We start from the raw sequence: 22,290 nt of genomic DNA, 5'->3' as shown, positions 1-22,290 counted from the left end.
CCCCGGCGGCATCACCGGGATCGAGATTCAGCTCGTCATGACCGACCGCACCCTTTTCCAGGGCGACAGCGAACCCGCCCGCCTCCCCGGCTACGGGGTGGTCCCCGCCGGCTGGGCACGGGAACTGCTCAAACGAGGAGGAAAAGCGGTTGGCACACGCCAGGAACCAGAGGGCGCGGCGGGATCGGGTGTGGACCGCGCGGGAGCTGAAGGATCGGATACGGCCATGGACCCGGACCTTAGCGTCTGGCTTCGCCGGCTCTACACCGCCCCGGACACCGGGGACCTTGTCGCGATGGAATCCCGCGCGCGGCTCTTCCCGCCCGGACAGCGCCGCTTCATCCAGGCCCGCGACGACACCTGCCGGACGCCGTACTGCGACGCCCCGATCCGGCACCTGGACCACATCATCGCCTGGCGCGAAGGTGGCCACACCACCTGCACCAACGGCGCCGGGCTCTGCGAAGCCTGCAACCACACCAAAGAAGCCCCCGGTTGGCGCGTCAGACCGCGGCCGGGACAAAGACACACCGTCGAAGTCACGACCCCCACCGGGCACACCTACCGCTCCACCGCACCCCCGCTGCCGGGCACCTCGCCGCCGGCCGCCGACACCAGCCTCCACCGCCGCAGACTCCGGCACCACGCCAAGACCCTCAGGCGCCGCAGACCAAGGGCCGAAAACCCGTCGTCCACGGCATCGGCCGCTGCCTGAATCCGGCCTGATCCTGCTGAGACAATTACCTGGCTAGCGCCCGAACCACGAATCGGACAGGGACACGTCAGCCTCCAGGGTGAAGTCGCCCGCCGAGTGGCCGAGCACCAGCCGGTAGCTGCCCCCGGCGGTGTGCCACTGCCCGCGACCCGTGCTGTAGGACGCCAGCAGCCGCGGATCAACCTCCAGCGAGACAGTTCGTGATTCACCGGGTCCAAGGTCCACGCGTTCGAAGCCGAGCAGCCGCATCCCGGGGCCCGCAGGTCCCTCGAGGACGTAGAGCTGGGGTACGTCGGCCCCGCTCCGCGGCCCCGTGTTGGTGACCGTGAACTCGGCCCGCACTCCGTTACGGCCCTGCACCGCCACGCCTGACACAGTCAGGGCCGCATACTCGAATCGGGTGTAGCTGAGCCCGTGGCCGAAGCGGAACAGGGGCTGCTGCCCCGTTTTCGCGAACCAGCGGTACCCGACGTCGGATCCCTCGTTGTAGTTGACCGTCGTTGGAGTCCCCCATGGTGTTCCGAGGCCCGGGAGTTCCGGCCGCGGCGTCTGGTCCAGGCCGGTCGGGAAGGTCAGCGGGAGTTTCCCGGAGGGGTTGGTGACGCCGGTGAGGATTTCGGCGATCGCCTGCCCGCCGCACTGGCCGGGGTACCAGGCCGCCAAGACGGCCCTGACCTTCGCGAGCCACGGCATCGCCACCGGGTTGCCGGTTTCGAGAACCACGACGGTGTTCGGGTTGGCGTCGGCGACGGCTCCGATCACGGCGTCCTGGCCCCACGGCAGGGACAGGTCAGCGTTGTCGTACCCCTCGCCCTCCACCCGGATGCCGAAGACAATAGCGACGTCGGAGCGTCGCGCCAGCAGCGCGGCCTCGGCCGGGCTCATCCCCGGGTCGTATTCGATCGCGGCGTCGGGCAGCAGCTTCTGCAGTTCCGCCAGCGGCGAGGAGGGCAGCAGGTACAGGTTCCGCATGCTGCCCATGATGCCCGGGCCGCCTATGGTGTGGCTTTCGGCGTAACCGCCGGGCGGCACTACGGCACTTGACCCGGCTCCGATCGGAACGCCGAGCTGGGCGTGACCCCCGATCACCGCGATCTTGAGGGGCCCACCACCCGCGGACGGCACGGCCAGCGGGAGCACGCCCTCGTTCTTCAGCAGGACAATCCCCTGCCGCGCCGTCTCCAGGGCGATGCCTGCGTGGGCGGCCAGGTCGACGTCGGGCGTTCCCTCCCAGCGGTCGATCCCGACGTCGAAGATGGCGTAGAGGATGCGCTGCACCATTTCGGAGAGTCGTTCCTTGGGGAATTCACCCGCGGCGTAGGCCTCCCGCAGCGGGGCGGTGAAGGGCTCCTTCCCCCACATCATGACGTCGATCTGCACGCCGGATTCCTGGTCCTGGCCCTGCAGCGCGAAGTCCCAGCTCGGCGTCGCGCCCCAGTCGGACATCACCCAGCCGGGGAAGCCCCAGACGCCTTTCAGGATGTCTTGCAGCAGCGTCTTGTTGCCGCCCGCGTAAGTGCCATTGACCTTGTTGTAGCCCGTCATGACCGCGCCGGGCCGGGCGCGCTCGATGGCGATCTCGAACGCGAGCAGGTCGGATTCCCGGTGCGCGGCGGGGTCGATGACAGCGTCCAGCCAGTGCCGGTTGGTTTCATTGCAGTTCAGGGAAAAGTGCTTGACCGTGGAGATTACCTGCTCGCCCTGGATGCCGCTGACCGATTCCGCGCCGAGCACGCCGGTGAGCCAGGGGTCCTCGGACAGGTACTCGAAGTTCCGGCCGTTGCGCGGGTCGCGGTGCAGGTTGAGGCCGCCGGCGAGCTGGACGTTGAGTCCTTTACTCCGGGCTTCCCTGCCCACCATCTGCCCGGACCTGCGGGCGAGTTCGGGGTTGAAGGTGGCGCCCAGGGCGATCGACGCCGGAAGGGCCGTGGCGGTGTCGCCCTCCCGGTAGCCGGGGTTGGTGACGCCCAGGCTCGCGTCGCTCATGAGCAGCGCGGGGATGCCCAGCCGCGGGATCCCGGGCGTGTAGCCGGCGCTCATCGGGACGCCGTCAGGGATGCGCGCATCCTTATCCGTGAGTGTCGCGTTGGTGCCCATGACGCTGATTAGGAGTGAGAAGCGCTCCTCGTCGGTCAGCTGCGCCTCAACCTCGCGGGCCCGTTCCATCGCTTCTAGGTTCACGCTTTGCCTGCCTTCGGGGTCAGCCCGCGGGCGTTGGCCGCCTCGCCGGGTTGGGGACCTGCGGATGGGTTCCATCATGCCTGTGGCGGCGGGGAGGGGCCAGAGGTTCTGGCGGTTTTGATGCGGGGCAGCGGGATTCAAGTACGACGGCGGTCACGCACCTGTCGACCGAGCTTGAACCAGGTTGGCGAACGGGAGGCGGCCGTAGAGTTGGTGGAACTCAGCGTGGTACCGCGCTTCCGCCTCGTTCACCTCTGACCCCGGCAGGGACTTCCATGCGATGACGAGCGACTGCGATCCGGCCAACTGCCAGATCAGTCGTCCACCCCAGTGACCAACGGGCTTCCCCCGTCCAAAGTCGGCGAACTCCTGAATACGTTTTCGGAGTCCACGTGTGCCCGCGGCTCCCGCGCCGGCCTTGCCGATGTAAAGGACATCTGTATCGTCCACCCATCGGGCTGCCAGAGCCTCTTCATGGATCGACGGATTCTTCTGTTTGAACCAGCCGCCGGTGCTTTGTTCAAGAAACGCTTGCTGATGCCCCGCAGGTTTCAGGACCGCGTAAATTCCCGGTACGCGTGGGACGTCGTCAAGATCCAGCTTCGCGAACGTCTCGAAGCCGATAAAGCCGTTTGCCCGGAGCGCCTGTTCGTTCATGGCCATCTGCTAGCTGCCCAGCAGAGTGGTCAGGTACCGCTCGCCGACGACAGGAATCCCGTAGCTTCGGGCCTTCTTGGCTTTGCCGGACAAGCTGTCGGGATCTGCCGCGACCAGCAGTTTGACCGCTTTGGTGATCGCCGGATGCGGGACAAACCCGGCAGCTCGGAGATCCGCCTCAATGTCGCTCCGCTCCCGCGACATGTCGCCGGTGAGCACGACCTTGTCGCCGGTAGAGAGGACCAGCGATTGGACTGCGGCACCGGTCTCCGCATCCTGCCCGGCGACAGGACCAGCGAGCCCTCGGGTGATGGATTCCTGGCTGATGTCGAGGAGGGCACCGACGATGCGGAGGTCAGCCTCCTCCTCCGCAGTAACCACTCCGTCGTCCCATGCTGCGGCGAGCATGGCAATCATGTACTTGATGTGGAGTTCTTCAGCGGTGCTTCGGCTGATCCCCAGGGAATCGGCGAGCGTCACCAGCCCGTCTGCCTCGGACACGGAAATCTGCCGGTCCAGTAGTGCGCGGTCAAGCATGGCAAGGTAGGCATTGTGCTCATCCGGGCCGGCGACCTCGGGCAGGCGGTTCACCAATCGTTCCAGGAAATGTGGCTGCGGCTCAGCTGCCGGGCGGCGGAGGGCCGGCTGACGGCGCTTCGGCTCCACGGCCGGCCAGGACGCAAAGTAAGCCCGGTCCAGGGCGCTGAACCACTCGGGGTTTTCGGCGTCCATCCGGAGGTAGTTGCTCAGCACATGGGCGGCGGCTTCAGCGTCGTCCCCGGCGCTGTGTGCGTTCTCCAGATTCAGTCCGAAGCTGTCACAGCAGTCCTTCAAGGAGCGGCCAGCCCCGGGGAGGTAGCGGCGGGCCAGTTTCATCGTGCACAGGCAATCATGGACCTCGAACGGCAACTCCAGGCCGGAGCGCCCCAGTTCGTGCGAGACAAATCGGTAGTCGAAGTGAACGTTGTGCGCGACCAACACGCGTCCGGCCAGCAACTCCATGACGTCATGCGCAATGTCCCCGAAGACAGGGGCACGAAGGATGTCTGCTGCGCGGATGCCATGGATGTGCTGCGGGCCCAGGTCCCGCTCCGGATTGACCAGCGTCTCCCAGCGGTTGCTAACAGTGCCGTCCGGTTCGACGTGTACGACGGCGATCTCGGCAATGCGGTGACTGCCCGGAAAGAGCCCGGTCGTTTCGACGTCCACGACGGCGAATCCTGCATTCATCTGTTCCCCCAGCTGGCTGTTGTTTGTCCGCGGGCAAGTCTTCGTGCCGCGCTCGGACCAGTTTGCCTCAAGGCTGCGACATTTGATGGTCGGCGACCGCAACTAGCAGGATTGTCCGCCCTCCTAGGCAGCGTAATTCCGTAACTGCAAAGAGGCAGGTTGGGGGAAGCGTGGGCATGGGGAGGACGTCATAATGGTGTCCCGCTCCGACTACGAGTCCCTGCGGGAACGGCCTACGTGCTCCCCGATCCGGCCAAGGCCCGCCGGATTCTAGGCTCGATCGAGGAGCTGGAAGCCGGGCGCGGTGTCGCACGGGATCTCTCTGAATGAGGCTTGTCTGGTCCGGCGGGTGACGACGTCGAAGTCCTGATCGCAGCGTGCCGGTACCACCACGGCAACTGAATTTCACCTTAAACACAAGGCCTGCAGGTACCTTCGCGATCTCGCTATGAGATGGCTCGGACATTTTCATGTCCTGAACGACCCGGCTTAATCAGATGGCTACCTGCAGGCGCTTTAAGCGTACGCCCGGGCCGCGGACATGGGTAGGGCAAAGGTCCCGGCTTCCGGAGCCTCTGCCCGCCGTACGGGCTCATCCAGCGGCCCAACGGCGCCGCAATCCGACGCCAAAAAACGCCGTCCCGGCCAGAAGCGTAGAGTGGAACAAGACGCCTGATTCTGGACGCCGAGCGCTGAGGGAGAAATCGTGACGATTGACTGGGACGAAAAGAAGACCCTGCTGCAGGAACCGAACATCGCCGCCGTGACGCAGCTTTGCGACGAACTGATGGAAAAGAAGCCGGGGTCGGTCGTCCCGTACATCGATCCCGTCCATGACGAGGACGAGTGCCGGATCGTCAGCCTCCACATCGCCCCGGGCAAGGGCACCGAATCGGGCTTCGTCTCCCACTTCAACGATGACGAAGCCGCCCGCCGCGCCACCTCCATCTACGAGGCCGTCGAACTTGACCCCCGCTACGTCATGCCGTGGAACGCCTACCCCTGGGTCCGCGACCCGGAGCTCCCGTCCGCGCTGAACGTCCAGGAGAAGACCGACGGCCTGCGGCCCTTCCGCCAGTTCCTGAAGATCAACAAGCGCGTCTCCGCCGTCATCGCCCACGGCGCCGACGCCCACGCCTTCCTGACGCTGTTCGAGAAGACGTACCACTCCTCCCTGAAGAACCGCGGCGTCAAGATCTACAAGGCCACCGCCCTAGGCGGTCGGGCCTTCGCCGTCTCGGCGGCCAAGCAGGACGAACTCCTGGCCAAGAACGTCGAGGTCTACCAAGACGCCATGCAGCGGGCCGGCATCCAGCACCTCTGACCTGACACCGCACGGACTGCACGACGACGGCGGCCGCACCGCCGCCGTCGTGCGGTCCGGTTTAGTGCGCTCCGCTTAGGGTCCAACGGCCCTGCCCAAGCCCCGCGGTCCTTGGTGAGCTTGAAGCCGAGCCCGGACGGCCACGTCCCGGGGGAGGCTCGCTCCCGAAAAGGACCCGGCTATGGGACGGTTGGACGGCAAAGTGGCCCTGGTCAGCGGCGGCGCCCGGGGCATCGGCGCGGCCATCGCCCAACGGTTCCTGGACGAAGGAGCGAAGGTCGTGGCCGGCGATGTCCTGGACGAGGACGGCAGGCAGTTGGCAGCCAACCTCGGCGACGGCGTCCGCTACGTCCACCTTGACGTGACGCAGCCGGCCGACTGGGATGCGGCAGTGAGCGGGGCGGTCACCGCCTTCGGCAGCCTCAGTGTTCTGGTCAACAACGCCGGCATTGTGAACTTCGGCCGGATCGACGAGTACTCGCATGAGGACTGGGCCCGGATCATCGATGTGAACCTGACCGGCGTCTTCAATGGCATCAAGGCGGCGGCCCCGGCCTTGGCGCGCGCGGGCGCCGCCTCCGTCATCAACATCTCCTCGATTGCGGGACTGCGCGGTTACGAGACCCTCTCCGGCTACACGGCGTCGAAGTTCGGCGTCAGGGGCCTGACCAAGAGCGCCGCCCTGGACCTGGGCGGGTCCGGAATCCGTGTGAACTCGGTGCACCCCGGAGTCATCGAAACGCCCATGACCGCGGGCATGACTTTCGACACTGGACATGTCCCCCTGCACCGGACCGGACAACCCAAGGAGATCGCGGACCTGGCGGTGTACCTGGCAGCCGACGAGTCCTCGTTCGTCACGGGCGCCGAGTTCGTGATCGACGGCGGCGAGACGGCCGGCACTGTGGCAACCTCCACGCTCTGACACGAAAGCAGAAGCCCATGTCCCTGAACCCAGGCTCCAAACTGGCGATAGTCGGCGCCGGCAGCGTGGGCACGTCCCTCGCCTACGCCGCCCTGATCCGCGGCTCCGCCGGCAGCGTCGCCCTCTTTGACGTCAACACCGCCAAGGCCGAAGCCGAAGTTCTCGACCTCGCGCACGGCACCCAGTTTTCCGCCGCAGCGGCGACCGTCACCGGCGGCGGGAACATCACCGCAACGGAAGGGGCCGACGTCGTCGTCATCACCGCCGGGGCGAAACAGGCGCCGGGCCAGACGCGCCTGGACCTGGCCGGCACCAACGTCCGCATCCTCGAACAGCTCATGCCGCAACTGCTCAGGCACGCCCCGGACGCCGTCTACGTTCTGGTGACCAACCCCTGCGACGTGCTGACCGTCGCGGCGCAGAAGATCTCCGGGCTGCCCGCCGCACGTGTCTTCTCCTCCGGCACGGTCCTGGACACGTCCCGGCTGCGCTGGCTGCTGGCGCACAAGGCCGGAGTGTCCCTCACCAGCGTCCACGCCAGCATGGTGGGCGAGCACGGCGACACCGAGTTCCCCATCTGGTCCGGCGCCACGATCGGCCCGGTGCCAATCCGCCAGTGGACGGTCGACGGCGAACGTGTCTTCACGCCCGAGTACCTCGCCGACACCGCGCGGGAAGTCACGCAGGCCGCCTACAAGGTGATCGCCGGCAAGGGCGCCACGAACTACGCCATCGGCCTCTCCGGAGCCCGGATCGTGGAGGCTCTGCTGCGCTCGGAAAACGCCGTCCTGCCCGTCTCCACGGTGCTTGACGGCCAGTACGGGATCTCCGGGGTGGCGCTGTCACTGCCGAGCATCGTGGGGAACGGCGGGGTCCGCACGGTTCTGGACACTCCCATGGACGACGGCGAACTCGCCTCCCTGCACCACTCAGCCGAGACGCTGCAGCAGAGCCTGGCGACCCTCGGGATTTAGGCGGTGCTTGGCCTCTCTGCCGCGTCGAAGGCGGGCACAACCGTCACCGCGCCGACGTGCGGCAGGGCCCGCCGGATGCCGCCTTCGAGGTTGGACGTCACCGAGGCGAGCTCGACCAGGTGCGCATCCGTAGGGATGGGTACCGAGATCTCGACGTGCAGCCGGTGGCCGGACCAGCGCAGCCGGGCGGTGCCGCCGGTCCGGGAGTGTTCCGCGATGAGGGCCTCGACCCGCTCCGTCAGTTCCGGGTCGACGCCGTCCATCAGCCGCCGTCCGACGTCGCGCACGGTGCCCCAGAGCAGGACGCCAATGGCGACCGAAATCAGGAGGCCCACGATCGGGTCCGCCAGCGGGAAACCGAGCCAGATGCCAATGACGCCGGCGACGACGGCGAGCGACGTAAAGCCGTCGGTCCGGGCGTGGACCCCGTCGGCCACGAGGGCGGCGGAGCCGATCCTCCGCCCGACCCGGATCCGATAAATCGCGACGAGTTCGTTGCCGGCGAAGCCCACCAGGCCCGCGGCGAGCACCCAGCCGAGGTTGTTCACCGGCTGGGGTTCGAAGAAGCGGCGGATGGATTCGACGGCGGCTACGACCGCCGAGAGTGCAATCATCGCCACGATGAACAGCCCCGCGAGGTCCTCGGCCCGGCCGTAGCCGTAGGTATACGTCCTGGTGGCCCGGCGGCGGCCCAGCAGGAACGCGATCCAGAGCGGCACGGCCGTCAAGGCGTCTGAGAAGTTGTGCACGGTGTCGGCCAAGAGCGCCACGGAGCCGCTGACCAACACAATCACCAGCTGGAACAGTGCGGTGGCCCCAAGCCCGAACAGCGAGAGCTTGACCGCCCGGATGCCCTGGGTGCTGGCTTCGAGGGCCTCGTCGATGGAATCCGCGGCGTCGTGCGAGTGCGGGACAATGACAGACTGCAGCCAGCCTTTCAGCCCCTTGGCGTGGGTGTGGGGGTGTCCCTGCGGACCGTGGCTATGGTCATCCGGACCGTGGTCCTGGGCATGCGAATGGTCGTGGGGGTGCGTGTGGCCGTGGTGGTTGTCGTGCTCCTGGCCATCGCCGTGATTTTGCTGCTCCACAGACTCCGCCGGCCGGTTCATGCGCCGTGCCGTGGGGCCGTGCCGAGCGCGTGCTCCGCCTGGTGGATTGCGTCCATTACGAGCTGGCTGGCATGGCTGTCCCTTAGCCGGTAGTAGACCTTGGTGCCTTCCTGCCGGGTGGCGACCATCCCGCCCAGCCGCATCTTGGCCAGGTGCTGCGACACCGCGGCGGCCGGCTTCCCCACCTTTTCGGCGAGCGCGTTGACCGGCAGCTCACCGTCCCCGAGCACCAGGATCAGCCGGACTCGGGTGGCATCGGCCAGCAATGAGAAGACTTCCACCGCCAATTCCACATGTGGGCCGTCGATCTCAACCTGCATATCTGCATTCATATGCAGATAATGTCACACTTGGAGCCACTGCAGTTGTTTCCCGCCCTGCCGACGGAACACAATTCCGGCGGCAGGCGTTGACAACGGGTAGCCTAAAGCCTTCGTGAAACTGCCCGGAGCCACGACTGCACGGAAGGAGAACGGCGATGCCCGCTGCCACCGCAGCCCGTCCCGTCACCTTGCTCCGCGGCACCTTGCTGCTGGCCGGTCTCGTCGCCGTGGTCCTTGGGCTACTTGGCATGCATGTCCTCGCCGGCTCCCACGCAATGCACGCCCAGGCGGCACCTTCTGGCCGCACGGCAACGTCGACGGGGTTGCACTCCGAAGGCCAGATGCACTCCGCGCATGCCGAACCTTCGGTGACGCCCGCTTCGGCCACCACCGGCGGAACCGAAGTGCCGCCGTCGTGCGTTTGCGAGGACGGCTGCGCGGAGGAGCCGGCAGTTCACGCCGGCTGCACGCCGTCGCCGGCTGGCGCTTCCTTGAGCGCCCCGCAGCCCGGGGGCACCTTCCTTGACGGCGGGTCCTTGACCGCGACGCGGGCGGACCGTCCGGCAGGCTACGCCTATCTTCCCGGGACACCCACGCCCTGCGACCTGTCCATCAGCCGCACGTAGGACCGGGCATGTGCCGGAAGACGCCGGCACCACCAGCCCCAGCGCGCCGGGCTGCCAGCCTTGGCTTCCGCGCGCCAGCCACCCGGCTCTTCCGCCGGACCCACTAAGGACACGATTTGCCATGAAGAAAACCCTCACGCTTTCCGCCACTGCCCTCGCCGCCGTGATTGCGCTGGCCGGCTGCTCCACCGGCTCCGGTTCCGGCGGGAGCAGCATGCCCGGCATGGACCACAGCTCGGGCAATGTCATGCCGGGGTCGAGTGCCGCACCCGCAGCCGCGGACCACAACGGCTCGGATGCGATGTTCGCCCAAGCCATGATTCCGCACCACTCCCAGGCCGTGGAGATGAGCGACATGATCCTGAAGAAGCAGGGCATCGACGCCAAGGTCACCGCACTGGCAACGAAGATCAAAGCCGCCCAGGCGCCCGAGATCGAGAAAATGACCGGCTGGCTCAAGGACTGGAACGAGCCCAGGCAGGCTCCGGGCGGCCACTCGATGACGGGCATGATGAGCGGCGACGACCTCACAAAGCTCGACACCGCCCAAGGCACCGAGGCCGCGAAGCTATTCCTGACCCAGATGATCGCGCACCACGAGGGCGCCGTCGAGATGGCGAACGCCGAGGTCCGCTCCGGAAAGAACGCCGAGGCCGTCCAGCTGGGCAAGGACATCGCAGCGTCCCAGACGCGCGAGATCCAGGAGATGAAGGACCTGCTCGCCGCGCTCTAGACGGACATCAGAGTCTCACGATGACGGCGGCCTCCGACCAAGGGGCCGCCGTCATAATTGACACCCCAGTGTGACCCCTGCCATATTTTAAGCGTGAACCTGTCAGACAGCCGGACAGCCGGACAGCCCCTCGCCCGCCTTAGCGCGGCCGAAGCAGTCTTCAATGTCCTCCGCTCCGAAATCGAATCCGGCCAGCTCGTCGTCGGCACCAAGCTGAGCTCCGAGGCCACTCTTGCCCAGCAGTACGGTGTGAGCCGCTCCGTGGTCCGCGAGGCCTTGCGCTCCTGCACCGCCCTGGGGCTGACCGTCACCAGGACCGGGCGGGGCACGTTCGTCGTCGCCGACCACGTGGCCAAGGACCTCGTCCTCGGCCAATACTCAGCACGCGATCTCACCGAGGCCCGTCCCCACATCGAGGTTCCTGCCGCCGGACTGGCGGCAGAACGCCGCTCGCCCGAGGAACTGGACACCATGCGGGACATCGTCGCCGCGATGACCGCCGAGGACGACCCCGAAGTGTGGGTGGGTCTGGACTCGAGCTTCCACGCGTTGATCGCGAGGGCCAGCCGGAACAAGGTCTTCGAAAATGTCGTCTCGGACATCCGGGAGGCCCTTGCCCACCAGTCAGAGACCCTGAACATGGTGGCGGACCGGCAGCACGCATCCGACGAGGAGCACCGGCGCATCCTGGCCGCCATCGAAGCCGGCGACGCGGCAACGGCACGCATCGCCATGAGCCAGCACCTGCATGCCGTTGGCGTTGCCCTCGACTCGATCCTCCAAAGGACGCAATGATTTCTCCTGTTCTCGCGTACACCCCCACCCCGCTGGCCCCGGAGCTACTCCCGCAGCACGCGCCGCTTGCGGTCCAGACCCGGGACGGCATCGTCGAAAGCGTCCACTACGGCTCGGTCATCGCCACCGCAGCGGACGGCCAGATCCTCCTGGCCGCCGGCGAGCCCCTCGCCCCGTTCTACCCGCGGTCCGCACTGAAGCCTCTGCAGGCCGTCGCCATGGTTCGCGCCGGTCTGGACCTCCCGGACGAACTCCTCGCCCTCGCGTCCGCCAGCCACTCCGGGGCCGCCCCCCACCGAGACGGCGCGCGGCGCATCCTGGAATTGCATGGGCTGACCCCCGGAGACCTCGAGAACAGCACCGACCTCCCTTACGGCGTCCGCGAGCGCGAGCAATGGCTCAGCGGCGGCGGTCAGGCCACCCAATTGGCGCAGAACTGCTCCGGGAAGCACGCCGCGATGGCAGCCACCTGCGTCATCAACGGCTGGCCGGTCCTGGGATACCTGGAGCCAGAGCACCCGCTGCAGCAGCTCGTGGCCCGGACCGTAGCGGACCTGACCGGCGAGGAACCGGAGCGTACGTCCACTGATGGCTGCGGCACCCCGCTCTTCGCCCTTACCCTGCGAGGCATGGCCCGCGCTTTCGGTCGGCTGGCCTCTGCAACGGGACCCGGCAACGCGGAAGCCGCCGTCGCCAGCGCCATGCGCCGCAACCCCGGGATGGTCGCGGGCGAGGACCGGGATGTGACCGCGCTGATGCGCCTGGTCCCCGGCCTCTTAGCCAAGGACGGCTTCGAGGGCGTCCAGCTGGTGGGCCTGGCGGACGGCCGCGCCTTCGCCGTGAAGATCTCCGACGGCGGAGACCGCGCCCGGATGCCGGTCACCGTGCGAGTCCTGGCCGCGCTCGACGTCGATACCTCTCCCTTGGCGCGCCTCGCCGCCACCCCTGTGCTGGGCGGCGGACGGCCCGTCGGGCTGCTGCAGGCCACCGATTTCCTCGCTGCCCCCAAGACATCCGACGCCCCCGACGCCCTGTAAGGACCGCCATGACCTCGCTCAACGAACGCACAGAATTCCGCTCCGAACACGACCTCCTGGGCGACCGGGATGTCCCCGCCGGTGCCTACTGGGGCGTCCACACCCTCCGGGCCGTGGAGAATTTCCCCATTACCGGCCAGCCGCTCTCCTCCAACATGTACCTGGTCCGCGGGCTGGCCGCCGTGAAGCTCGCCGCCGCACGCACCAATCACGAGCTCGGGCTGCTCGACGCCGAGCGTGCCGCGGCCATCGGGGAAGCCTGCGCCGACGTCATGAACGGCAAGCTCAGCGAGCAGTTCGTGGTGGACGTCATCCAGGGCGGTGCCGGGACGTCATCGAACATGAACGCCAATGAGGTCATCGCCAACCGGGCCCTGGAAATTCTCGGTCACCCGAAGGGCGACTACGCCCGGCTGCACCCCAACGACCACGTCAACCTAAGCCAGTCCACCAACGACGTCTACCCCACGGCGGTCAAGCTCGGCACGATCTTCGCGGCCCGGGAACTGCTGGAAGCCCTCACCGAGCTCGAGGACGCCTTCGCCGCCAAAGCCCTCGAGTTCCGCACGGTGGTCAAGATGGGCCGCACCCAGCTCCAGGACGCCGTGCCCATGACACTCGGCCAGGAATTCGGCACCTACGCCGTCACGATCGGCGAGGACCGGCTCCGCCTGGCCGAAGCCGATCTCCTGATCCACGAAATCAACCTGGGTGCCACGGCGATCGGCACCGGCCTCAACGCTCCTGCGGGGTACGCCGAGGCGGCCTGCCGTCACCTGGCCGAGATCACGGGCCTGCCGCTCGTCACGGCGGTGGACCTGATCGAGGCCACCCAGGACGTCGGCGCCTTTGTGCACCTCTCGGGCGTGCTCAAGCGGGTCGCCGTGAAACTTTCCAAGATCTGCAACGACCTGCGGCTGCTCTCCTCCGGCCCGCGCGCCGGTTTCGGCGAGATCAACCTCCCCGCCGTGCAGTCCGGCTCCTCGATCATGCCGGGCAAGATCAACCCGGTCATCCCGGAAGTCGTCAGCCAGGTGGCTTATGAGGTCATCGGCAACGACGTCACCATCACCATGGCGGCCGAGGCCGGGCAACTCCAGCTCAACGCCTTCGAACCGATCATTGTCCACAGCCTCCACAAGAGCATCTCCCATCTGGAAGCCGCTTGCCGCACCCTCACGGCCCGCTGCGTCCGTGGCATCACCGCCAACACCGAACGGCTCCGCCTCACCGTGGAACAGTCAATCGGCCTCGTCACCGCCCTCAACCCGCACCTGGGCTACGCCACGGCCACGGCCATCGCCCAGGAAGCTCTCGCCACAGGCAAGGGAGTCGCCGAACTCGTGCTCGAACACGGGCTGCTCACCGCCGAGCAGCTCACCGAACTCCTCAGCCCGCAGCGCCTGGCCAACCTGAGCAAATAGCGCACCCTCGAACCCGAAGGACCCCCATGACTCATCCCGAAACTGCCCGCGCCCAAAAACAACCGACCCAAAAGCAGCCCGCCGTATCCGACCACACCATTCCCTTGCATGCCCATGCCTCCGAGGCAGCGCTCCACGCCGAGGACCAGGGCTACCACAAGGGCCTGAAACCCCGGCAGGTTCAGATGATCGCGATCGGCGGCGCCATCGGCACCGGCCTGTTCATGGGCGCGGGCGGCCGTCTCGCCGCTGCCGGACCCGCCCTGGTCATCAGCTATGCCGTCTGCGGGTTCTTTGCCTTCATGATCCTGCGTGCCCTCGGCGAGCTCGTGATGCACCGGCCGTCGTCCGGATCGTTCGTCTCCTACGCCCGCGAGTTCTTCGGTGAGAAGGCCGCGTTCGTCACCGGCTGGCTGTACTGGCTGAACTGGGCCATGACCGCGATTGTGGACATCACCGCCGTCGCGCTGTACATGAACTTCTTCAAGAAGTACTGGGCGCCCATCGCGGACGTGCCACAGTGGGCTTGGGCTCTGGCCGCCCTGATCCTGGTCCTGGGGCTCAACCTCATTAGCGTCAAGGTGTTCGGCGAGCTCGAATTCTGGTTCGCGCTGATCAAGGTGGTGGCACTCGTGTCCTTCCTGCTCGTCGGCATCTACTTCGTCATCTTCGGCACCCCCGTCGCCGGCCAGGAAGTCGGCTTCAGCCTGATCGCAGACAACGGCGGCGTTTTCCCCAACGGGCTGCTGCCCGCAATCGTGGTGATGCAGGGTGTCGTGTTCGCCTACGCCTCGATCGAGCTGATCGGCACTGCCGCCGGGGAGACGGAAAACCCGGAGAAGATCATGCCGCGGGCCATTAACACGGTGATCGTGCGTATCGCGGTGTTCTACGTCGGCTCGCTCGTACTGCTCTCGCTACTGCTGCCCTATAGCTCCTACAAGGCCGGCGAAAGCCCGTTCGTGACGTTCTTCGGCTCAATCGGGGTGGACGGCGTGGACGCCATCATGAACCTCGTGGTCCTGACCGCGGCCCTGTCCTCGCTCAATGCCGGCCTCTACTCCACCGGCCGGATCATGCGTTCCATGTCCGTTTCGGGTTCTGCGCCGAAGTTCGCCGCACGGATGAACAAATCCGGTGTTCCGTACGGCGGCATCGCCTTGACCGCCGGCGTGGCCGGTTTGGGCGTCATCCTGAACGCCCTGGTCCCGGCCGAGGCCTTCGAGATCGTCCTGAACGTCGCATCGCTTGGCATCATCAGCACCTGGGCCATGATCGTCCTGTGCCAGATGCAGCTTGCCCGGCTCGCAGCCCGCGGGGAACTGCTCCGCCCGGCTTTCCGGATGCCCGGCGCACCCGTCACGGGCTGGATCACGCTGGCCTTCCTTTTAGCGGTGCTGGTCCTCATGGCCTTCGACTCTCCCGTGGGAACGTGGACCATCGCCTCCGTTGTGGTCATCGTCCCCGTCCTGATGCTCGGCTGGCGCCTCTGCCGGCACCGCATCCTGGAAATCGCCGCCGTCCGCGACGGCTTCACTGGTCCGTATCCGCTCGTGGCAGCCCGGCCCGCAGGGAACGCCGGGGGGGATCCGGACTAGGCTTCCGGCATTCCGCCTCCGCGTAACGCAACGTACCCGCAACCCTGCGCGGTGGCGGTTCGCATATGCTCAGCAGACAGGCTCACACTGGCTCAGCGACGAACCACCCGGGAGACATCTCATGACCAACTGGCGAATCAGGGATTTCCATTCCGCCGATCTTGACGGCATCCTGCACCTCTGGGAAACCCTCAAGGCCACCAACGTCGAGCCGGTCTACGCGCTGTCCGAGGTGCTGGCCTCCTGCGAGAAGGACCACGCCGTCGTTGCGGTCCAGGGTGATCAGGTGGTGGGCGCCGCCGTCGGACGTGCCGCCCACGACCAGGGCTGGATCGTTTTCCTGGCCACTCTCCCCGAATACCGCGGCCGCGGGATCGGCACCTCGCTGCTGGCCGCCGTCGAGAACCGGATGGCGCCGCACGGCCTGAACAAACTCTCCGCGCTCATGCCGGAATCCGAGACCCGGGTGGAGGCATTCCTGGGCCGCGGATTCGTGCTCAAGAAGAACCTGCGCTATTTCGAGCGGAGAATCCCGGTGCAGCGCCAGGAACTCGAGCCCCTCAGCCAGCTCGGCGGCCGCATCCTGGCCCGCGACCTCTGGGAAAACGTCGCCGGCATGCGGAACGAGAAGGAGCTCCTGGAGCGCCGCCTGGTCCTGCCCCTGGCCGAGGCCGACCTCGCCGACGAGTACGGCGTGGTGCCGCCGCGCGCCGTCGTCCTTTTCGGCCCTCCCGGCACCGGCAAGACCACCTTCGCCAAGGCGATCGCGTCCCGCCTCGAGTGGCCGTTCGTGGAGGTCTTCCCCTCCCGGCTGGCCTCCGATCCCAAGGGGCTCGCGGGCGCGCTGCGGGAGACTTTCCTGGAGATCGCCGAGCTGGAGCACGCCGTCGTCTTTATCGACGAGGTGGAGGAGATCGCCTCCCAGCGCTCCGGCGAACCGCCGTCGCCGTTGCAGGGCGTCACCAATGAACTGCTCAAAATCATCCCGGCGTTCCGCGAACAGCCCGGCCGCCTCCTGGTCTGCGCCACCAACTTCATCCGGGCTCTGGACTCCGCGTTCCTGCGCCACGGCCGGTTCGACTACGTCATCCCCATCGGCCTGCCCGACCGCCAGGCCCGTGAAGCCATGTGGCAGCGATTCATTCCCGCCACGGTCGTGGACGACGTGGACGTGGAGCTGCTGGTGGACCGGACCGAGGGATTCTCGCCCGCGGACATCGAGTTCGCGGCCCGGAGCGCGTCCCAGCGGGCGCTGGAGAAAGCGGTGTACGACGACGGCGGGCTGGCTTCCAGCGGAAACGTCTCCATCCGCGAAGCGGTCCGCAAGGGCCCCGCGACGCAGGACTACCTCGACGCGATCGCGGACACCCGGACGACCGTCAGCGACGAGGTCCACCAGCAATTCCTCGAGGACATCGACGCCCTGGGCCGCGTGTAGTCCGAGGTTCAGCGCGTGCGCTGGCCGAGTTCGTGTGGGATGGGCGCGATGTGCCCCGCGTTGTAGTCAGAGGGTGACGACGATTTTGCCTTTAGCGTGGCCCTGCTCCAGCGCGGCAAAGGCCTCGGCGATCCGGTCGAACGGATAGCTGCTGTCCACCACCGGCTGCAGCTGGCCGGCGTCGACGAGCGTGGCCAGCAAGCGCAGGTCGTCCCCGCTCGGGTGCATAAACAGGTAGCGGTAGCTGGCCTTCGCCTTGCGGGCGCGCCTGCGGACGCCCAGGCTCATAACCCAGAATGCGGCCGTGATCCACGGCGGCGCGCCAAGGTCCTTTGTCGCGGTGAGCGGCTCCGGAACCCCGGCGATGGAGACTACCCGCCCGCCCGGCCGGAGGATGCGGAAGGACTCCTCGAGCGCCGCACCGCCCACCATGTCCAGCACGGCGTCGAAATCGTGCAGCATACCGGCGAAGTCTTCCCGCGTGTAGTCGATAACGCGGTCGGCTCCCAACCGCCGCACCAGGGCGTCGCCACGGGCAGAGGCGGTGGTGGTGACCTCCGCGCCGAAGTGCTTGGCGAGCTGGATCGCCAGCGTTCCGACGCCCCCGGCGCCGCCGGCGATGAAGAGCCGGGTTCCGGGGCCCACGGCGAGCTCGTCGCGGAGCGCCTGCAGCGCGGTCAGCCCGGCTAGCGGCAGCCCGGCGGCCTCGGCGAACCCAAGCGAGGCCGGCATGGCGGCCACCAGGTCCTGCTGCACGCACACCAGTTCGGCGAAGGCGCCCAGCGTGCGCTTGTCCACGCGCGCGTAGACACGGTCCCCCACCGCGAAACGGTTCGGCCCGGGTCCGACGGCGTCGACCGTGCCGGCGAGTTCGCAGCCGGTCACGATCGGCAGCCGGAACGGGCTGATGGGACGGAGCGCGCCCTGGCGGAGCTTGAAGTCCACTGGATTCAGCCCAGCCGCGGCAACCCGGACCCGCACGTCCCCCGGCCCTGGCCGGGGCTCGGGGAGATCACGGAACTCCATGGCGGTCGGCCCGCCGTAACGGGTGAGGACGTAGCCGCGCATTGTCAGTTCCGGTGCGGCTCGGATTCGGCGGCAGCCGGCTCGGCGGGAGCCTCGCCGGGGCCGGGCGCCGGCTCCACGCCCGTGGCGTCTTCGTAGGACAGGTTCTCGTAGTCGGTGTCGTCCGCGTCGTCGAGCCGATCGTCGAGCTCGTCCAGCAGCCACGGGTTGATCCGGGCCAGGATCTTCCGGATTTCCTCCACCGGAACCGCGGCGTAGAGCACCGGGCGGGCGTCGTTGTAGCGGGTGACCGGCGGCTTGTCCGGCCACTTCTCGGCCAGCGCCTTGACCCGCTCAGGCAGGGAGTTGTGTGCGTTGTCGGCGATCTTCACCAGGGTGGCGTCGTGGTCCTCGGCGATGTAGCGGATGCCGGCCTGGTAGTCGTCCGGGTTCTCGTGCAGGCGCTTGGTGACGCGCTCGATAATGTCCACGGCGCGCTCGGAAACGCCCATGTCCAGGAGCGCCTGCCGGGTCATCGGGGTGTCCTCGGCAATGTCGTGCAGGTAACCGGCAATCCGGATGTCGTCGTCGAAGTCCGCCAGGGCATCCCCGACGGCAATCACATGCTCCCGGTACGGCCGCTTGAGCTTGTCCTTCTGCCGGTTGTGGGCCACTTCGGCGAGGACCTTCGCCGTCTCGACGGTAAAACCCGGCTGCGTGCTGCGCGCTTCGATGAACTCTGGTTCTGACATGCTTCCAGCCTACGCGTGCGGCCCGCCCAGCCCGGGCCACACCCACGGCTCCCTCGGCAGCATGCCGGGGTCAAACACGGCGGCTGCGTGCTCCAGCGGCCCCGCGGGCAAACCGAGGGATGCCAGCAGCGCGTCCCGCACCTCCGTAGCCGAGTGTCCGACGGCGGCCAGGTCGGCGAGAGTGACCGCGCCGTCGCGCTTGGCCAGCCGGGCGCCGTCGGCGTTCAATACAAGCGGAACATGCGCATATTCCGGAACAGGCATATTCAGCAGCGAGGCAAGATAGGCCTGCCGGGGAGTGGACGGCAGCAGGTCGTCGCCGCGGACCACCTGGTCGATGCCCTGGGCGGCATCATCGATCACGACGGCGAGGTTGTAGGCCGTCACGCCGTCGTTCCGGCGGAGCACAAAGTCGTCCACCACACCGGTGTAGCTGCCGTGCAGCACGTCCTGCACTGACGCCTCCGTGACGGCCGACCGGAGCCGGACCGCAGCGGGCCGGACGGCACGCTTCGCCTCTCGTTCGGCCGCGGACAGGTCGCGGCATGTGCCCGGGTAGGCTCCCTGCGGGGCGTGCGGCGCAGAGGGTGCCTCCTGGATTTCGCGTCGGGTGCAGAAGCACTCGTACGTGAGACCTGCCGCTGACAGCCGGGCGATCGCGTCCGCATAGAGGGGCCCGCGGTCGGTCTGGCGGACCACTCCCCCGTCCCACGTCACGCCGATGGCCGCGAGATCGCGGAGCTGCTCCGCCTCGGCGCCGGCCCGGGCCCGGTCCAAGTCCTCCACGCGCATCAGGAACCGCCGGCCGGTTGACCGGGCGAAGAGCCAGGCCAGGATCGCCGTGCGGAGGTTGCCGACATGGAGTTCGCCGGAGGGGCTGGGGGCGAAGCGGCCGGCAGAGGTCATGCCACCAGCCTATGCGCAGCAACACAAGAGCCCCTCAGCTACCGATGACTTCGGAAATCCGACGTCGGTGGCTCAGGGGCTCTTGCCGTGCCGGGCCCGGTGCGTTGCTCCGGGCCATGGCACTGCGAATTGGTGGAACTGCGAATCGGGAGAACTGCGAATCGGGAGAACTGCGAATGCGGTGTGCGGAATGACGATGGTGTGAACAAGAGTCAATCAGCGGGCGGGTTCCTTGCGGGAAGCCTCATCCAAGGTCCGGGTGGTGTGCCGGGGTGCTCGTAGCCTGTTCGGGATCCGGCGGTGGCCTGTCCCTTTGTTGTCACTATTTCAACAGAAGCCATACAGTAGGCGCAACAGACTTAGGTTATACTGGTCAATCTGATCAAGTCCGGCCGCAGCGACGTACAGGGAGTAGTCACATTGCAGGAACTCGACCCGACGGACCGGCGAATCCTCCTCGCCCTCGACGAAGATCCCCGGCTGCCGATCATGGTGCTGGCCCAGAAACTCGGCCTGGCGCGCGGCACCGTACAGTCGCGCCTGGAGCGGATGACGGCGTCGGGCGCCCTGCGGGCCAACAGCAGCCGGGTGCTGCCCTCGGCGCTGGGCCGGGGCGTGGCGGCGTCGGTCAGCGCCGAGCTGGACCAGAGCCACCTGAACGAGGCTATTGCCGCGCTGCGGAACATCCCGGAGGTCCTCGAATGCCACGCTCCCGCCGGCGAGACAGACCTGCTGATCCGCGTCGTGGCGAAGAGCCCGGACGATCTGTACCGCGTTTCGGAGGAAATCCGGCTCTGCCCGGGAATCGTGCGGACGTCCACCAGCATGTTCCTGCGCGAGGTCATCCCCTACCGGACCACGGGGCTCCTGGGTTCCTGAAGCCCCCGCCGGGCCCTGACTAGACGGGCGGGCCGATATTGGTCTTCAGGTTCTTCATCACCAGTGTCGACGTGAGCCGCTCGACGCCGGGCAGCGAGGTCAGTTCGCTGTCGTAGAACCGCTGGTAGGCGGGCAGGTCCTCGGCAATGACCTTCAGCAGGTAGTCGGGGGAACCGAACAGCCGCTGCGCCTCCACGATGTTCGGATTGTCCGCCACACGGTTCTCGAAGATCTCCATCGTGGCCCGGTCCACCTGGCGCAGCGTGACAAAGACGATCGCCTCGAACCCGAGGCCGACGGCGGCCGGATCGATGTCCGCCCGGTAGCCGCGAATGACGCCGGATGCCTCCAGGTCGCGGAGCCGCCGGTGGCAGGGCGCCACGGTCAATCCCACCTTGGCGGCGAGTGCCGTGGCCGTCATGCGGCCGTCCTCTTTGAGGTAGCGCAAAATACTTCTGTCCAAATGGTCAACCACGCAATAATCTTACCCGCCTAGGGCATTTCTCCGCGAAAAGAGGGAACACTTCCGGCGCAAAATTTCCTAGGCTTTTCCTGTACCCAAAACGTCAGGAGACCGCCGTGAATCCCCAGCTCTTCATCGCCTTTCTGGTGGTCGCCGGCGCCCTTGCGTGCACCCCGGGGGTGGACTGGGCGTATTCCATCACCGCGGGCCTGAAGCAGCGCAGTTTCGTTCCCGCGGTCGCGGGGCTCTGCGGCGGCTATGTGCTGCACACGGTGCTCCTGGTCGGGGGCCTGGCGGCCCTGCTGACGAGGATTCCCGGCGTGCTGGGGTGGCTGACGGTGGCCGGCGCGGCCTATCTTCTGTGGCTCGGCCTCACCACGATCCGGTCCTGGCGCGGCGCGAGTTTCGGCAGCGCAGAGGTGCGGGCGCCGGCGAACCAGTTCCGGACCTTCCTGCAGGGCATGGGAACCAGCGGCATCAACCCGAAGGGCCTGCTGTTCTATGTGGCCCTAGTGCCGCAGTTTGTCAGCCAGGAGGCGTCCCTCCCGGTGCCGGTGCAGTCCGGGCTCCTTGGCCTGACGTTTGTTCTGCTGGTTGCCGTGGTCTACACCTGCGTTGCGCTCCTGGCCCGCAAACTGCTGCACTCCCGGCCGGGGGCGGCGCGGAAAGTGACGCTCGCCAGTGGCGTGATCATGGTCGCGCTCGGCGCCGTCCTGCTGTCGGAGCAGCTGCTGCCGCTCCTGGGCCACGCACTGTCCCGCGGCTGACGCCCACGGCTGAGGCGTGCACCCTGCCCGTCACTTGCGCGGCATGTACCACTCGGTGAATGCCGTGGCGCGGCCGTCCCCCGTGAGCTGAATGATCCAGAGGTTGTCGTAGCTGCGGCTGTCCCCGCGGTAGTCGGTACGGCCCTGCACGAAGGCCCTCCCGCCGTCGACCCCCAGCAGGCTCCACTCGAAGGTCCAGTCGCCCGGCGCATCACCCGCGGCGATCCAGTGCTCAACGATCTGCTCCCGCCCGGTCCACGGCTCGGGATCACCAGGTCTCGTGGCATACACGGCGTCTTCTGTGAAGAGAGCCCTGATGTCCTCCGGATCGTTCGACGTCCAGGCGGCGATGTAGTGCTGCACCCAGCGCGCTGACGCATCTCTCATCCCTCGTTTTTACTCCCTGTTTCCGCGCGCCCGCAAGGGTCA

At 67.4% G+C, this 22,290-nt stretch carries 23 protein-coding genes; 13 read left to right on the top strand and 10 right to left on the bottom strand.

Translation table 11 applies throughout. The features are described 5' to 3' along the window. Nucleotides 1-715: HNH endonuclease (locus AC1DF4_RS06945; protein WP_476912178.1), on the top strand; the 715-nt coding region annotated here is incomplete at its 5' end. 33 nt (nucleotides 716-748) lie between these two features. Here the strand turns inward: AC1DF4_RS06945 and AC1DF4_RS06940 are convergent. From AC1DF4_RS06940 to AC1DF4_RS06930, 3 genes are all read right to left on the bottom strand, one after another. After that, the gene (locus AC1DF4_RS06940) at nucleotides 749-2,896 is read right to left on the bottom strand and encodes a glycoside hydrolase family 3 C-terminal domain-containing protein (protein WP_476912177.1); all 2,148 of its coding nucleotides are present in this window, start codon (nucleotides 2,894-2,896) and stop codon (nucleotides 749-751) included. Between the two features lie 153 nt (nucleotides 2,897-3,049). Then, complete coding sequence (locus tag AC1DF4_RS06935) at nucleotides 3,050-3,553, bottom strand: hypothetical protein (RefSeq protein ID WP_476912176.1); 504 nt, start codon at nucleotides 3,551-3,553, stop codon at nucleotides 3,050-3,052. Between the two features lie 9 nt (nucleotides 3,554-3,562). After that, nucleotides 3,563-4,783: an exonuclease domain-containing protein gene (locus AC1DF4_RS06930; RefSeq protein WP_476912175.1), complete on the bottom strand. Its 1,221-nt coding sequence runs from the start codon at nucleotides 4,781-4,783 to the stop codon at nucleotides 3,563-3,565. A 706-nt stretch (nucleotides 4,784-5,489) separates the two neighbouring features. On the opposite strand from AC1DF4_RS06930, the gene AC1DF4_RS06925 reads away from it, so the two are divergent. The 3 genes from AC1DF4_RS06925 to AC1DF4_RS06915 all read left to right on the top strand — a co-directional run bounded on the left by AC1DF4_RS06925 (nucleotide 5,490) and on the right by AC1DF4_RS06915 (nucleotide 8,006). Continuing rightward, the gene (locus AC1DF4_RS06925; RefSeq protein ID WP_476912174.1) at nucleotides 5,490-6,107 is read left to right on the top strand and encodes a uracil-DNA glycosylase family protein; all 618 of its coding nucleotides are present in this window, start codon (nucleotides 5,490-5,492) and stop codon (nucleotides 6,105-6,107) included. Nucleotides 6,108-6,288: 181 nt separating this feature from the next. Continuing rightward, the gene (locus AC1DF4_RS06920; RefSeq protein ID WP_476912173.1) at nucleotides 6,289-7,032 is read left to right on the top strand and encodes a glucose 1-dehydrogenase; all 744 of its coding nucleotides are present in this window, start codon (nucleotides 6,289-6,291) and stop codon (nucleotides 7,030-7,032) included. A 17-nt stretch (nucleotides 7,033-7,049) separates the two neighbouring features. After that, a complete protein-coding gene (locus tag AC1DF4_RS06915) occupies nucleotides 7,050-8,006 on the top strand; it encodes an L-lactate dehydrogenase (RefSeq protein WP_476912172.1) in 957 nt (318 codons plus the stop codon). Here the strand turns inward: AC1DF4_RS06915 and AC1DF4_RS06910 are convergent. After that, nucleotides 8,003-9,094 carry a cation diffusion facilitator family transporter gene (locus AC1DF4_RS06910; RefSeq protein ID WP_476912171.1) on the bottom strand — a complete coding sequence of 364 codons (1,092 nt, stop codon included), beginning with the start codon at nucleotides 9,092-9,094 and terminating at the stop codon, nucleotides 8,003-8,005. The genes AC1DF4_RS06915 and AC1DF4_RS06910 overlap by 4 nt on opposite strands. Nucleotides 9,095-9,111: 17 nt before the next feature. Beyond that, nucleotides 9,112-9,447 (bottom strand): ArsR/SmtB family transcription factor, encoded by a 336-nt coding sequence (locus AC1DF4_RS06905; RefSeq protein WP_476912170.1) that lies wholly within the window; start codon nucleotides 9,445-9,447, stop codon nucleotides 9,112-9,114. 146 nt (nucleotides 9,448-9,593) lie between these two features. On the opposite strand from AC1DF4_RS06905, the gene AC1DF4_RS06900 reads away from it, so the two are divergent. The 7 genes from AC1DF4_RS06900 to AC1DF4_RS06870 all read left to right on the top strand — a co-directional run bounded on the left by AC1DF4_RS06900 (nucleotide 9,594) and on the right by AC1DF4_RS06870 (nucleotide 17,089). Next, on the top strand, nucleotides 9,594-10,064 hold the full coding sequence (locus tag AC1DF4_RS06900; RefSeq protein WP_476912169.1) for a hypothetical protein: 471 nt from the start codon (nucleotides 9,594-9,596) through the stop codon (nucleotides 10,062-10,064). A gap of 121 nt (nucleotides 10,065-10,185) precedes the next feature. Continuing rightward, a complete protein-coding gene (locus AC1DF4_RS06895; RefSeq protein ID WP_476912168.1) occupies nucleotides 10,186-10,797 on the top strand; it encodes a DUF305 domain-containing protein in 612 nt (203 codons plus the stop codon). A gap of 93 nt (nucleotides 10,798-10,890) precedes the next feature. Continuing rightward, a complete protein-coding gene (locus AC1DF4_RS06890; protein ID WP_476912167.1) occupies nucleotides 10,891-11,592 on the top strand; it encodes a FadR/GntR family transcriptional regulator in 702 nt (233 codons plus the stop codon). Next, on the top strand, nucleotides 11,589-12,629 hold the full coding sequence (locus AC1DF4_RS06885) for an asparaginase (protein WP_476912166.1): 1,041 nt from the start codon (nucleotides 11,589-11,591) through the stop codon (nucleotides 12,627-12,629). The genes AC1DF4_RS06890 and AC1DF4_RS06885 overlap by 4 nt, the downstream gene beginning before the upstream one ends. 8 nt (nucleotides 12,630-12,637) lie before the next feature. Continuing rightward, entirely contained in the window at nucleotides 12,638-14,053 is a 1,416-nt protein-coding gene (locus tag AC1DF4_RS06880) for an aspartate ammonia-lyase (protein ID WP_476912165.1), read from the top strand. A 26-nt stretch (nucleotides 14,054-14,079) separates the two neighbouring features. After that, nucleotides 14,080-15,651 (top strand): amino acid permease, encoded by a 1,572-nt coding sequence (locus tag AC1DF4_RS06875; RefSeq protein ID WP_476912164.1) that lies wholly within the window; start codon nucleotides 14,080-14,082, stop codon nucleotides 15,649-15,651. A gap of 121 nt (nucleotides 15,652-15,772) precedes the next feature. Then, on the top strand, nucleotides 15,773-17,089 hold the full coding sequence (locus tag AC1DF4_RS06870; RefSeq protein ID WP_476912163.1) for an ATP-binding protein: 1,317 nt from the start codon (nucleotides 15,773-15,775) through the stop codon (nucleotides 17,087-17,089). Nucleotides 17,090-17,155: 66 nt separating this feature from the next. On the opposite strand, the gene AC1DF4_RS06865 is transcribed toward AC1DF4_RS06870, so the two are convergent. From AC1DF4_RS06865 to gluQRS, 3 genes are read right to left on the bottom strand one after another with little or no spacing between them, the layout of a single operon-like run. Next, nucleotides 17,156-18,157, bottom strand: coding sequence for an NADP-dependent oxidoreductase (locus AC1DF4_RS06865; RefSeq protein ID WP_476912162.1), 1,002 nt, complete (start codon nucleotides 18,155-18,157; stop codon nucleotides 17,156-17,158). Nucleotides 18,158-18,159: 2 nt separating this feature from the next. Next, the gene (locus AC1DF4_RS06860; RefSeq protein WP_476912161.1) at nucleotides 18,160-18,846 is read right to left on the bottom strand and encodes an HD domain-containing protein; all 687 of its coding nucleotides are present in this window, start codon (nucleotides 18,844-18,846) and stop codon (nucleotides 18,160-18,162) included. Nucleotides 18,847-18,855: 9 nt separating this feature from the next. After that, nucleotides 18,856-19,752, bottom strand: a complete 897-nt coding sequence (gene gluQRS / locus AC1DF4_RS06855) for a tRNA glutamyl-Q(34) synthetase GluQRS (protein ID WP_476912160.1) — start codon at nucleotides 19,750-19,752, stop codon at nucleotides 18,856-18,858. Nucleotides 19,753-20,172: 420 nt separating this feature from the next. Here gluQRS and AC1DF4_RS06850 point away from each other — a divergent pair, with 420 nt between their 5' ends. Beyond that, a complete protein-coding gene (locus AC1DF4_RS06850; RefSeq protein ID WP_441405197.1) occupies nucleotides 20,173-20,631 on the top strand; it encodes an Lrp/AsnC family transcriptional regulator in 459 nt (152 codons plus the stop codon). Between the two features lie 19 nt (nucleotides 20,632-20,650). On the opposite strand, the gene AC1DF4_RS06845 is transcribed toward AC1DF4_RS06850, so the two are convergent. After that, nucleotides 20,651-21,106, bottom strand: a complete 456-nt coding sequence (locus tag AC1DF4_RS06845; RefSeq protein ID WP_224047918.1) for an Lrp/AsnC family transcriptional regulator — start codon at nucleotides 21,104-21,106, stop codon at nucleotides 20,651-20,653. A gap of 104 nt (nucleotides 21,107-21,210) precedes the next feature. Here AC1DF4_RS06845 and AC1DF4_RS06840 point away from each other — a divergent pair, with 104 nt between their 5' ends. Next, nucleotides 21,211-21,861, top strand: a complete 651-nt coding sequence (locus AC1DF4_RS06840) for a LysE family translocator (protein WP_476912159.1) — start codon at nucleotides 21,211-21,213, stop codon at nucleotides 21,859-21,861. A 30-nt stretch (nucleotides 21,862-21,891) separates the two neighbouring features. Here AC1DF4_RS06840 and AC1DF4_RS06835 read toward each other — a convergent pair whose 3' ends face one another. Beyond that, nucleotides 21,892-22,248, bottom strand: coding sequence for a nuclear transport factor 2 family protein (locus tag AC1DF4_RS06835; protein ID WP_476912158.1), 357 nt, complete (start codon nucleotides 22,246-22,248; stop codon nucleotides 21,892-21,894). Nucleotides 22,249-22,290: the final 42 nt, after the last annotated feature.

Source organism: Arthrobacter sp. 05N429 (assembly GCF_056397045.1).
The sequence above is the reverse complement of the archived record's forward strand: the minus strand, read 5'-3'. Positions and strand labels throughout refer to the sequence as shown.